At 65.5% G+C, this 12,572-nt stretch carries 10 protein-coding genes; 5 read left to right on the top strand and 5 right to left on the bottom strand.

Annotated features, from left to right (window positions below):
• The first annotated feature begins 156 nt into the window (after positions 1-156).
• From LH128_RS09335 to LH128_RS09320, 4 genes are all read left to right on the top strand, one after another.
• A complete protein-coding gene (locus LH128_RS09335) occupies positions 157-1,383 on the top strand; it encodes an efflux RND transporter periplasmic adaptor subunit (RefSeq protein WP_008829370.1) in 1,227 nt (408 codons plus the stop codon).
• A 16-nt stretch (positions 1,384-1,399) separates the two neighbouring features.
• Positions 1,400-4,819 carry an efflux RND transporter permease subunit gene (locus LH128_RS09330; protein ID WP_008829369.1) on the top strand — a complete coding sequence of 1,140 codons (3,420 nt, stop codon included), beginning with the start codon at positions 1,400-1,402 and terminating at the stop codon, positions 4,817-4,819.
• A gap of 82 nt (positions 4,820-4,901) precedes the next feature.
• A complete protein-coding gene (locus tag LH128_RS09325) occupies positions 4,902-6,110 on the top strand; it encodes a DUF445 domain-containing protein (protein WP_036525691.1) in 1,209 nt (402 codons plus the stop codon).
• Positions 6,107-6,646: a GNAT family N-acetyltransferase gene (locus LH128_RS09320; RefSeq protein ID WP_008829367.1), complete on the top strand. Its 540-nt coding sequence runs from the start codon at positions 6,107-6,109 to the stop codon at positions 6,644-6,646. The genes LH128_RS09325 and LH128_RS09320 overlap by 4 nt, the downstream gene beginning before the upstream one ends.
• Before the next feature lie 8 nt (positions 6,647-6,654).
• Here the strand turns inward: LH128_RS09320 and LH128_RS09315 are convergent, their stop codons facing one another.
• The 4 genes from LH128_RS09315 to sucC all read right to left on the bottom strand — a co-directional run bounded on the left by LH128_RS09315 (position 6,655) and on the right by sucC (position 10,761).
• Positions 6,655-7,482 (bottom strand): energy transducer TonB, encoded by an 828-nt coding sequence (locus LH128_RS09315; protein ID WP_172705008.1) that lies wholly within the window; start codon positions 7,480-7,482, stop codon positions 6,655-6,657.
• A 168-nt stretch (positions 7,483-7,650) separates the two neighbouring features.
• Positions 7,651-8,580, bottom strand: coding sequence for an electron transfer flavoprotein subunit alpha/FixB family protein (locus tag LH128_RS09310; protein ID WP_008829365.1), 930 nt, complete (start codon positions 8,578-8,580; stop codon positions 7,651-7,653).
• The gene (locus LH128_RS09305; RefSeq protein ID WP_008829364.1) at positions 8,580-9,326 is read right to left on the bottom strand and encodes an electron transfer flavoprotein subunit beta/FixA family protein; all 747 of its coding nucleotides are present in this window, start codon (positions 9,324-9,326) and stop codon (positions 8,580-8,582) included. The genes LH128_RS09310 and LH128_RS09305 overlap by 1 nt, the downstream gene beginning before the upstream one ends.
• Before the next feature lie 235 nt (positions 9,327-9,561).
• Positions 9,562-10,761 (bottom strand): ADP-forming succinate--CoA ligase subunit beta, encoded by a 1,200-nt coding sequence (gene sucC / locus LH128_RS09300; RefSeq protein WP_008829363.1) that lies wholly within the window; start codon positions 10,759-10,761, stop codon positions 9,562-9,564.
• Between the two features lie 186 nt (positions 10,762-10,947).
• Between sucC and LH128_RS09295 the strand changes: the two genes are divergently transcribed.
• Complete coding sequence (locus LH128_RS09295) at positions 10,948-11,742, top strand: 3'(2'),5'-bisphosphate nucleotidase CysQ (RefSeq protein ID WP_008829362.1); 795 nt, start codon at positions 10,948-10,950, stop codon at positions 11,740-11,742.
• 21 nt (positions 11,743-11,763) lie between these two features.
• On the opposite strand, the gene LH128_RS09290 is transcribed toward LH128_RS09295, so the two are convergent.
• A partial coding sequence (locus LH128_RS09290; protein ID WP_008829361.1) for a tetratricopeptide repeat protein occupies positions 11,764-12,572 on the bottom strand: 809 nt, incomplete at its 5' end.

Here is a 12,572-nt window from a genome sequence, read left to right as displayed (position 1 = left end):
GTGAAACCCGGTTCGCGTTGCCACCCTGTTCCCGCGAGTATATGAATCCAGCGGTTTAAGCCATATCGGCAGCCCCGCCTGAATACAGGCACAAGGGCGGACGATGCGGCGGGAGAGCACGCCGCCCGGGGGCGCGTGCATGCGTGCGGTGAACAGATGAACTACGATGGCAAGATTGAAGCCGGCCCCTCTCAGGTCGGCGGGCAGGCAGACGAACCTCACGTCTTCGACGCGACGGGAACGTCGCTCGACAGGGACGATGCCCTGGACCGTCGCTCGCGCCGGGTGATCGTGCTCGTCATCGTCACCGTCGTGCTGCTGGCAGCCGCGCTGTGGTTCGTGCTCCACAAGGGCGACGCGGCCGATGCCGCCGGTGCCGATACCACGCAGGTTCCCGTCGTCTCGGTCGTCGTGCCGGGCCGCTCCAGCGTTGCCGGCGAAATCACCGGCACCGGATCGCTCGCTGCACGCCGCGCGATGCCGGTGGGTTCGGTCGGCGAAGGCGGCGAAGTACGCGAAGTGCGCGTCGATGCGGGCGACTGGGTCGAAAAGGGCCAGGTCCTCGCGGTGATCGACCGTTCGGTGCAGGTCCAGTCCGCCGCCAGCCAGTCCGCGCAGGTCCGCGTGGCAGAGGCCGATGCCCGGCTCGCACAGGCCAACCTCGATCGCGGCCTCAAGCTCGTCGATCGCGGCTTCATCTCCAAGGCCGACATCGACCAGCTGACCGCGACCCGCGATGCCGCGGCTGCCCGCGTCGGCGTGGCCCGCGCCACGCTCGGCCAGTTGCAGGCGCAGAATGCGCGGCTCAACATCGTCGCCCCCGCCTCGGGCCTAGTCCTCGCACGCAACGTCGAGGTCGGTCAGGTGGTGAGCGGCGGCAGCGGCGTGCTGTTCAACCTCGCCCGCGACGGCGAGATGGAACTGCTGGCGCTTCTTTCGGAGGACGACCTTGCCAAGCTGCACGTCGGCGTCGCCGCCAACGTCACGCCGGTCGGCTCGGGCAGGAGCTTTGCCGGGCAGGTCTGGCAGCTCGCGCCCACCATCGACAACACCACCCGCCAGGGCACCGCGCGCATCGCGCTCAAGTACGACCCGGCGCTGCGTCCAGGCGGCTTCGCCACCGCCGTGATCGAAAGCGGCACGGTCGTCGCTCCGATGCTGCCCGAATCCGCGATCCAGAACGATGCCAAGGGCGCGTTCGTCTACGTCGTCGGCAAGGACGACCGCGTCCACCGGCAGGCGGTGAAGACCGGCCTCGTCACCGCGACGGGCATCACCGTCACCTCGGGTCTCAATGGCGACGAGAAGATCGTGATGCGCGCGGGCGGCTTCCTCAACGACGGGGACAAGGTCAAGCCGCGCCCCTCGACTGCAGCCAAGTAACGGGCGAGCCGAACCCATGCGCAACATCTCGGCCTGGTCGATCCGCAACCCGATCATCCCGATCGTCTTCTTCATCGGCCTGATGATCGCCGGCATCGTCTCGTTCAACCGAATGGACGTGAACAACATGCCGGACGTCGAGTTTCCGGGAGTCCACATCGGCGTCTCGCAGCCCGGCGCCGCCCCGACCGAGATCGAGACACAGATCACCCAGATCGTCGAAGGCTCGGTCCGCTCGATCCCCGGCGTCGAGGAAATCCAGTCGACCGCCTCGGAAGGCCGCTCGACCACACTGGTGTTCTTCTCCGTCGGCACCAACGTCGATGTCGCGACCCAGCAGGTGAAGAACGCGGTCGACCAGGTACGCGGCCAGTTGCCCGACGGCATTCTCGAACCGCAGGTCCAGAAGATCGAGTCCGGCGGCGGCGGCTCGCTCGCCTACTTCGCGGTGCGCGCCGACGACATGACGATCGAACAACTCAGCTGGTTCGTCGACGACACCATCGCCAAGACTCTGCTCGGGGTAGAGGGCATGGCGACCGTCAGCCGCGACGGCGGCGTCAACCGCGAGATCCGCGTCGTCGTCGATCCCCAGCGCATGCAGGCGCTGGGCGTCAGCGCCGAGGCCCTCAACAACGTGCTGCGGCAGGTCAACGTCGATGCCGCGGGCGGTCAGGCGGAGATCGCCGGATCGCGCCAGTCCGTGCGCGTGCTGGGCAATGCCCAGACCGCCTACGACCTCTCGCAGAAGCGCATCAACCTCGGCAACGGTCGTTCGGTGAAGCTCACCGACGTCGCCAGCGTCCATGACGGCTTCTCCGAGCAGACCGACGTCGCCCGCGTCAACGGCCGCGAGGTCGTCACTTTCGGGTTCGAGCGCGCGCGCGGCGCCTCCGACGTCGCCGTCTACGACGCGGCGATGGAGAAGCTGAAGGAAATCCAGAAGTCCCACCCCGACATCCACCTGACCCGCCTGTTCTCGCAGGTGGACTACACGCGCGGCCAGTACACCTCCTCGATGGAGGCGCTGGTCGAAGGCGCGGTGCTGGCCATCGTCATCGTCTTCCTGTTCCTCCGCGACTGGCGCGCGACGATGATCTCGGCGCTGGCGATCCCGCTTTCGGCGATCCCGACCTTCTGGTTCATGGACCTGCTGGGCTTCACGCTGAACTTCCTCTCGCTCCTCGCGCTCAGCCTCGTCGCGGGTGTGCTGGTCGACGACGCCATCGTCGAGATCGAGAACATCGTGCGCCACATGCGCATGGGCAAGAGCGCCTACCAGGCCTCGATCGACGCCGCCGACGAGATCGGCCTCGCGGTCGTCGCGACGACCTTCTCGATCGTCGCGGTGTTCCTGCCGGTAGGCCTGATGCCGGGCATTCCGGGGCAGTTCTTCAAGGCGTTCGGCCTGACCGTCGTGGTCGCGGTGCTGATGAGCCTTGCGGTTGCGCGCGTGATCACGCCGATGGTCGCGGCCTACTTCCTCAAGGCGCACGGCCATGCCGAGCACGGCGGCGGCAAGGCGATGGACGTCTACATGAAGATCCTCGCGTGGACGCTCGACAGCACCGAGGCGCATCGCCGCAAGGCCGCGCTGGTGCGCCAGCCGTTCCACCCCGCCTACGCCGTAGTTGCCACGATCGCGTTCATCCTGCTGATCGCCGCCGGGCTCGCCGCATCCGGACTGCTGTTCACGACCCTGCAGACCGGCATCACCAAGATCGGCCTCAAGGGCGCCGCCTTCGTGATCGCCGCAATCCTCTCCCCGCTCGCCATTCCCGTGACGATCTGGCTGCTCGGCAAGCTATTCCGCTTGCTCGCCGGCGCGATGGGCGCACTCGGCCGCTGGTATCGCTATTACACCGACCGTGTGATCGCGCGGATGCACGACCACCGCTTCTACGCCTTCTGCGCCTCGGTCTACGCGCTCGTCGTCACGTTCGCGCTGCTCGCCGGCCTGCCGCAGCAGTTCCAGCCCAGCACCAACAATGACACCAGCGAGGTCAAGATCGAACTGGTGCCCGGCACTACGCTCGAACAGTCCGAGTTGATCGGCGGCCGCGTCTCGCGCCTGCTTGAAAAGCAGCCCGAGGTCGAGCGCGTGCTGCAGTTCGCGGGCGAAGGTTCCGGCACGCTCTACATCGCCCTCAAGCCCGCCAAGGAGCGCGAGGCGACCAGCATCGAATTCGAGCGCCGCATGGCCCCGCAACTGCAGGACGTCGCCGATGCGCGCGTCAGCTTCGCCTCGCAGTCGGGCGGGTTCGGTTCGGGCCGCGACTTGTCAATCATGCTGTCGGGCAGCGATTCCGAACTGCTCAACAAGACCGCGCAGACCCTCGTGGAGCAGATGCGCGCGATCCCCGGCGTCGTCGCCCCGCGCATCGCCGCCGACCTCCAGCGTCCCGAACTGCTGATCGTGCCGCGCCCCGACCTTGCCGCGCAGCTTGGCGTGACGACGTCCGCTCTCAGCCAGACGATCCGCATCGCAACGCTGGGCGAGATCGACCAGAATGCCGCCAAGTTCTCGCTGAGCGACCGCCAGGTGCCGATCCGCGTGATCCTCGACCGCACCTCTCGCCGCGATTTCTCGACGATCGAGAACCTGCCGGTCTCCACCGTCAGCGGTGGCACCGTGCCCCTGAAGCGCGTCGCGGAAATCCGCTTCGGCGCCGGCCCCACGCAGATCCAGCGCTACAACCAGTCGCGCCGTATCTTCGTCGGCGCCGACCTCGGCGAAGGGCAGGTCAAGGGGCCGATCATGACGCAGATCCAGAACCTGCCGATCATGAAGAACCTGCCGATGGGCGTCTCCAACGCCCCCGTCGGCGAGGACAAGTGGCAGGCGGAGATGATCACCAACTTCGTCACCGCCGTCATCTCGGGCATCTTCCTGGTGTTTGCGGTGCTGGTGCTGCTCTACAAGCGCTTCGTCTCGCCGCTGGTGAACATGGCCTCGCTGCTACTGGCGCCGCTGGGCGGCATGCTGGCGCTGACCGTCGCCGGGCAGCCCATCTCGATGCCGGTCTACATCGGCATCCTGATGCTGCTGGGCATCGTCGCCAAGAACTCCATCCTGCTGATCGACTTCGCGATCGAGGAGATGAGCAAGGGCGTCGACAAGCTCACCGCCATCATGGACGCCGGGCACAAGCGCGCCCAGCCGATCGTCATGACCACCGTGGCGATGACCGCGGGCATGGTGCCGACCGCGCTGTCGATCTCGGGCGACGGCGCGTTCCGTGCGCCGATGGGCGTGACGGTGATCGGCGGACTTCTCCTCTCCACCCTGCTCACGCTGGTGATCGTGCCTGCAGCCTTCAGCCTCGCCGATGGTTTCGAGAAGCGGGTCGGGCCGAAGCTGCGCAAGTCGCTGCTGACCTACGACCCCGATCAGCACCACGCCGGGGCGCCCACTCACGCGCACCCGGCCGAGTAAGGAAGGGGCCAGCTTGCTGCCATTGGGCCGCCGGAATGCCGGTATACCGCTGACGGGCATCGGCATTGATCGAGGCCGCCGGATGCGCCTGTTCGCCACCGGGCTGCTGCTGGCGATGGGTGTCGCCTTCGTCGTGCTCCACAAGGTTGCAGGCACGCACCCGGCATGGGGGTACGCCATCGCCTTCACCGAGGCGGCGATGGTCGGCGGCCTCGCGGACTGGTTCGCGGTAACCGCGCTGTTCCGCCGTCCGCTCGGCCTGCCGATCCCGCACACGGCGATCATTCCGGAGAACAAGGACCGCATCGCCGATTCGATGGCGACGTTCCTGCGCGACAACTTCCTCACCCCGCAAGTCGTCGCGCGGCGCGTGAACGCCTTCAACTTCGCGGCCGCCGCCGGCACTTTCCTTGCTGACCCGGGACGCGGCGGCCAATCGCGCATCCGCGCGGGCGCGGCGAACCTGATCGCCGACGTGCTCGAATCACTCGATCCCGAACGGCTCGGCAACCAGGTCCGGTCGGGGCTCGCACGCCAGCTGGAGCGGGTGGAAGTCGCCCCCCTGCTCGGCCAGATGCTGAGCGCGATGATCGCCGACCGCCGCCACCTGCCGCTCGTCGAAGGCTCGGTACGCTGGGTCGGAGAGGCGCTGGAGGCGAACGAGGAGATGGTACGCGCCATGATCCGCGAGCGCGCCCACAGCCTGCTGCGCCTGACCGGCCTCGACACCCGCATCGCCAATTCGGTGCTCGACGGCCTTTACAAGCTGCTCGCCGAGATGATCGTCCAGCCGGACCATCCGCTGAAGCTCAAGGTCGAGCAGATGCTGGAGAGCCTCGCCGACCGCCTCGTCAACGATCCGGAAACGCGAGAGCGGGTAGAGAACGCCAAGCGTGAACTGATCGCCAATCCTGCCGTCGGCCAGTGGTGGCAGTCGGTCTGGGAACGCCTGCGCCGCAAGCTGATCGACGCCGCCCGCAATCCCGACGCGGCGCTGGCGGGGCAACTGACGACGATGCTCGGCGAACTGGGCACCGCACTGCAGGGCGATCCGCGCCTGCAGGCCCAGATCAACCGCTTCGCGCGCCGTACGCTGGTGGGCGTCACCGCGCGCTATGGCGAGGAGATCGTCGGCCTCGTCTCGGGCACCGTGAAGCGCTGGGACGCCCGCACGATAAGCAACCGCCTCGAAGGCGCAGTCGGGCGCGACCTGCAGTTCATCCGCATCAACGGCACGCTGGTGGGCGGCTTGTTCGGGGTCTGCATCCATGCCATCGATCGGCTGCTATGACCGATGGACCACTGCTGACCACCGACCGTTTCGACTTGTGGCGCCCGGTGGCGAGCGATCTGCCCCAGCTCTGTGCCCTGATCGACGACAAGGAAACCCGCCGCTACCTCGGCCCTGCTTCAGCCGAACGGCAGCCGCAGTTCGACCGCCTGATGCGGAATGCGGGGTCGTGGACGCTCTATGGCTACGGCACCTTCATGGTGCGTCCGCATGGCGCAGACAGCATCATCGCTGCATGCGGTGTCTTCCATTCGTGGCGTGGCTTCGGCCACGATGTCGGCATGGACGACGTTCCCGAGGCGGGCTGGATCGTCCGCCGCGACTGGTGGGGCAAGCGCTTGGCGGGTGAAGTGATGGAGGCCGTGCTCGGCTGGTTCGACCGGGCGCATGGTCCAAAACGCATCGCCTGCATGATCGAGGAGGGCAATGCGGCGTCGGAACGCGTCGCGGCAGCCCTCGGCTTCGTGCGCTACGGCGCGCATGTCAGCGACGATACGATGCTCATGCTGTTCGAGCGCTTGCCTGGCGGCCGCTGAGTGCGGCGTCAGTTAACGTATACGATACTGCCTGAAAAGAACGAGGCGACAGGCTGGCCGTTGCTATCAAGCGCGGGCTCGAATCTGGCCATGCCGATTACTATTTCGCAAACTTTCGTATTGAAGTTGGCGTTCCTGAAGGCGTTTACCGTTTCGCACTGCGTCGGTTGTCCGGCCTTGTCCACCATGACGCGCAAATTCAGGCGCCCATCCTTGCCCTGATATTCGAGTTCAGACGGGAAATCCTTGAGTATCTCGGAGATCCATTTTTTGTCCGCCACTTTAGGGCGACGCGTAAGCTCGGCCTGCTCGGCTGGGTCAAGGCCCCAATTCCGCACCAGCGCGTCGGTGCAAGTCCGCAGCGCGGAAAGCACCGGAAGAACACTGCCGGTGTCGAGAACGAATGTCTGATGCGACGTCGCCAGACTGATCCGATCGACCGTGGCCTCGAAATCAGAATCCGGCATCGGCTCGGCTGCGAAGCCCTCCACCTGCCGGTGCTTCCTGGTAGCCAATGCACTCGAAAACAGAACCGCGGGACCGTATGCGCCCGCGCGTGCGTTGTGATGCAGACTGGGAAACGAAAGCTCGTGGGGGCCATAGGCGATTCCGAATTGCGGCGCCTGCTGCAGCCGTGCAGCGATTTCGCCTGCAACGGTAACTTCGAAATCGCGACCGGGGCCGTATGTCCTCATGCTCAGCAAAACCGGTCTTTTACTGGTACCGAAGCGTCGAACCATGACGCAACTCGTCTTTTGGTAATCTACCAACCATTGCGAAATCGCGGGCAACGTCGTGATTTTGGGTTTGGCGTGGCAGCAGGTTCCGACGGTCAACCCGCAGAGCATCGCAAGAAGAGCCCAAAAATTCCGATGCCTCATGATTGCAACGTCCCCCGACCATGCACATCGTGCAGGCACTGACATCCACACGATACCCAGCAAATAACCCCCGGATTTGCATCCGAGGGTTAAGCATTTGTGACAGACGGGAATTTTCAGATTTCAAAGCTTGCCGGTAAGCTCCGGCACGGCAGTGAAGAGATCCGCCACGAGGCCCAGGTCGGCCACCTGGAAGATCGGGGCATCCTCGTCCTTGTTGATGGCGATGATGGTCTTGGAGTCCTTCATGCCCGCAAGGTGCTGGATCGCGCCCGAGATACCGACCGCGATGTAGACTTCCGGTGCCACGATCTTGCCAGTCTGGCCGACCTGGTAGTCGTTGGGCACGTAGCCCGCATCGACCGCAGCGCGCGAAGCGCCGACGGCGGCGCCCAGCTTGTCGGCGAGCGGCATGATCGTGGCCTCGAAGGTCTCCGAGTCCTTCAGCGCGCGGCCGCCCGAGACGATGATCTTGGCGCTGGTCAGCTCCGGACGCTCCGACTTGGCGATTTCCGCGCCCACGAAGCTGGAGAGGCCCGCATCACCGGCGCCCGTCACGTCCTCGACCACGCCCGAGCCGCCAGTGGCCTCGGCCTTGGCGAAGGCAGTGCCGCGCACGGTGATGACGAGCTTCGGATCGCTCGATTCCACGGTGGCGATGGCGTTGCCCGCGTAGATCGGACGGGTGAAGGTCTTCTCGCCCTCGACCGAGAGGATGTCCGAGATCTGCGCCACGTCGAGCAGCGCGGCAACGCGCGGGGCGACGTTCTTGCCGGTGGTGGTGGCCGGCGCGACGAAGGCGTCGTGGTGGCCCATCAGATCCACGATCAGCGGCGCGATGTTCTCGGCCAGCGCGTGCTCGTAGGCCGCGTCGTCGGCGAAGTGGACCTTGCCCACGCCGGCGATCTGCGCGGCGGCGTCAGCCACGGCGCGCGCGCCGGAACCGGCGACGAGGAGGTGGACTTCACCCAGCTTGGCAGCAGCGGTGACGGCGGAGAGGGTAGCGTCCTTGACGGAGGCGTTGTCGTGTTCGACCCAAACGAGCGTCTTCATTATGCGACTCCCAGTTCCTTGAGCTTGGCGACGAGGCCGTCGACGTCGGCAACCTTGATACCGGCCGAACGCACGGGCGGCTCTGAGACCTTGAGGGTCTTGAGACGCGGCGCGATGTCGACGCCGTAGTCGGCAGGCGACTTCACATCGAGCTGCTTCTTCTTCGCCTTCATGATGTTGGGCAGCGAAGCGTAGCGCGGCTCGTTGAGGCGCAGGTCGGTGGTGACGATGGCGGGGAGCGTCAGCTTCACGGTCTCGAGTCCGCCGTCGACTTCGCGGGTCACGGAGACCGAGTCGCCGGCAACATCGACCTTCGAGGCGAAGGTGCCCTGCGGACGGCCCGTCAGCGCGGCGAGCATCTGGCCGGTCTGGTTCGAATCGTCGTCGATCGCCTGCTTGCCGAGGATCACGAGGCCGGGGTTCTCTTCAGCCACGATGGCCTTGAGGATCTTGGCCACGGCCAGCGGTTCGACTTCGGCGTCGGTCTCGATCAGGATCGCGCGGTCGGCGCCCATGGCGAGCGCAGTACGCAGGGTTTCCTGCGCCTTTGCCGGCCCGACCGAGACGGCGATGATCTCTTCGGCCTTGCCCGCTTCCTTGAGGCGGATGGCTTCCTCGACGGCGATCTCGTCGAAGGGGTTCATGCTCATCTTGACGTTGGCAAGGTCAACGCCCGTGCCGTCGGCCTTGACCCGCGGCTTCACGTTGTAATCGATGACCCGCTTAACGGGCACGATGATCTTCATTGCGATCTGTCCTCTCACTGCTGGGACGGCAAATTTAACCGCACGATTAAATTCTGGTGCGAGCTATCGCGTTCCTCTGCCTCGACGTCAAGCCTCGCTAAAGCGCTAAGAGCTTGCGACGGGAAAAGAGAAACTTCGCGCAACCCATACATGCAGAAACGGCGGGGGTCGCGAAACCCCCGCCGTCTCAATATTCGCTATATGATCGTGCGCATGATGCGCATCACCGAAAGGATCAGGCGACGGCCTGGACTTCGGCGACGATCTTCTTGGCGGCATCGCCCAGGTCGTTGGCGGGGACGATCGCGAGGCCCGAGTTGGCCAGGATGTCCTTGCCCTGCTGGACGTTGGTGCCTTCGAGGCGGACGACGAGCGGAACCTGCAGGTTCACTTCCTTCGCCGCGGCAACGATGCCCTCGGCGATGATGTCGCACTTCATGATGCCGCCGAAGATGTTCACGAGGATACCCTTCACGGCGGGGTCCGCGAGAATGATCTTGAACGCCGCGGTCACCTTCTCCTTGTTGGCGCCGCCGCCGACGTCGAGGAAGTTGGCCGGGAACATGCCGTTCAGCTTGATGATGTCCATCGTCGCCATGGCGAGGCCGGCGCCGTTGACCATGCAGCCGATGTCGCCGTCGAGCTTGATGTAAGCCAAGTCGTACTTCGAGGCTTCGATCTCGGCCGGGTCTTCCTCGGTCTCGTCGCGCAGGGCGAAGATGTCGGGGTGACGGGCGAGAGCGTTCGAATCGAAGCTCATCTTGGTGTCGAGGACGAGCAGTTCGCCGCCCTTCGATTCGACCAGCGGGTTGATCTCGACCATGTCGCAGTCCATCGCGATGAACGCGGTGTAGAGCTGCTTGGCGAGCTTCTGGGCCTGCTTGTTGAGGTCACCCGACAGCTTCAGCGCGAAAGCGACGGCGCGGCCATGGTGCGCCTGGAAGCCTTCGGCCGGATCGATGGTGATCGTGGTGATCTTCTCGGGCGTGTTGTGGGCGACTTCCTCGATGTCCATGCCGCCTTCGGTCGACACGATCATGGCGACGCGGCCGGTCTTGCGGTCCACGAGCATCGACAGGTAGTATTCCTTGTCGATGTCGACGCCGTCGGTCACGTAGAGACGGTTGACCTGCTTGCCTGCTTCACCGGTCTGGATGGTGACGAGGGTGTTGCCGAGCATTTCCTTGGCGAAAGCCTCGACTTCCTCGATCGACTTGGCAAGACGCACGCCGCCCTTGGCGTCGGCGGGGAGTTCCTTGAACTTGCCCTTGCCGCGGCCGCCTGCGTGGATCTGCGCCTTGACGACGTAGAGCGGTCCGGGAAGCTGCTTGGCAGCGGCGACTGCCTCTTCGACGGTGAGGGCGGCGATGCCGGCGGGAATGCCCACGCCATACTTCGCGAGGAGTTCCTTGCCCTGATATTCGTGAATGTTCATCGCTCAAATCGCTTTCTGCTGGAGGTTCCCGGGGAAGGCGCCGTAGCCATATGTTCGGCGTCCGCCTAAGCACATCCCGGCGCCCTTGAAAAGGCCCGGCGCCTGCGCAAATGCATAGCCACGTCGAATTTCATCGACCTTATTTGATATCAGTTCTCAATAGCAATTGATGCGGGAGCGCGCCCGATGATCGACAGAAAGCGACTCGAAGCCATCGTCCGGGAGGCCGGACGCATCGCCCTTGCCGGATGGCCAGGCGATGGGCACGCGCTCGAATCGTGGGAAAAGACGCCGGGAAGCCCGGTCTGCACCGCCGATCTCGCGGTCGATGCCTACCTCAAGCGCGAACTGCGCGCATTGCTGCCTGCGGCAGGATGGCTTTCGGAAGAGACGGCCGACACGCAGGATCGGCAGGACCATGAACTGGTCTGGCTGGTCGATCCGATCGACGGCACCCGAGACTACATTCATGGTCGCAAGGGCTGGGCGATTTCGGTGGCGCTGGTGAACACGCGGCGGCCATTGCTGGGCTACCTCTTCGCCCCCGTGCGTAACCGCGACAACGGCGGCGAGTTCTGGTCGGCCGAAGCGGGCAAGGGCGCATGGCTAAACGGCGCCCGGCTCACCGCAAGCGAACGCGAGGTGCTGGGCGGATCGCGCGTACCCGCCCTCAAGCTGGCTCCCGAGGACGCCGACCTCACCCTTGTCGAGCAGCCCAATTCGATCGCCCTGCGCATGGCCATGATCGCAGCCGGAGACGCCGATCTTCTGGCGACCCTGCGCTGGGGCTACGAGTGGGACATCGCCGCTGCCGCACTGATCGCACGCGAGGCGGGCGCCTCGGTGACCGACGCCTTCGGCCAGCCGCTCAACTACAACAAACGCGATCCCCGCGCATTCGGCGTTCTGGTTTCCTCGAATGGCATCCATGCTGCCGCGGTCGAGCGACTCGCAGATCGCGCGCGGCGCTATTCGGTCTGACCGAACGGCTGCGGCACCCTCTCAGGACCCTTCGGCGCCCTCACCCTCGGAGTCCTTGGGCATTTCCTCGCCCATATCCTCACCCTTCCAGGCGGGATCGTTCGCCATCCGCTCGATCAGGTTGTGCGCGAAGGTGCTCATGCCACCGCCGTGCGGGTTGTTCGCCACCGGCCCCAGCACGATGCGGGCTTCCGGGGAACGACCCAGCCGCAGCAGTGTCGTCCCGAGCGTCATGCGCAGGCCCAGATCGAAGGGCGCCAGTTCCACTGCCCGGATCAGCCCGTCGACCGCGAGTTTCGGAGGTTGCTCTCCCTGCTCGACGAAGCTGCGGTAGAAGTAGATCAGCGGCAGCGGGTGGTCGTTCTCCAGCCGGTTGAGCGCGATGAAGGGAGCCCGCGCGGTCTTGTAAGCGGCAGCGCGCTCCTTGTCGTCGCCCTTGTTGTCCTCAGCCTCGCGGAACAATGCATAGCCCTTCTGGACGTAGGCGTTGACTTGCGAGGGATCACGCTTGATCGCGGTATCGGCGGCGGCGACGGCCTCCTTGTCGTGCCCGGCGTCATATTCGCACTCAGCCAGCGCGGCGAGCACCGCTGCATCATCGGGATACTTCGCCGCGATCGCCCGCGCCTCGACCAGCAGCGTCGCGGCTTCCTCGCTCGACACGCCGCGCCGCGAGCGGATGCGCACCGGCATGATCTCCGCCTCCCCCGCCGAGAGCGTGCGCAGCGACACCGGGCCGATCGTCAGCAGTTCCGGCTTGAGCGTCAGCGCCGTCATCCGCCGCTGCCGCAAGTAATGATCGAGATCCTTTTCCAGCTTGTCGAAGTCGC

The organism is Sphingomonas sp. LH128 (assembly GCF_000293195.2).
Taxonomy (GTDB): Bacteria; Pseudomonadota; Alphaproteobacteria; order Sphingomonadales; family Sphingomonadaceae; genus Novosphingobium; species Novosphingobium resinovorum_A.
Note: the sequence above shows the minus strand (reverse complement) of the source record. Positions and strands in the feature narration are given on the sequence as shown.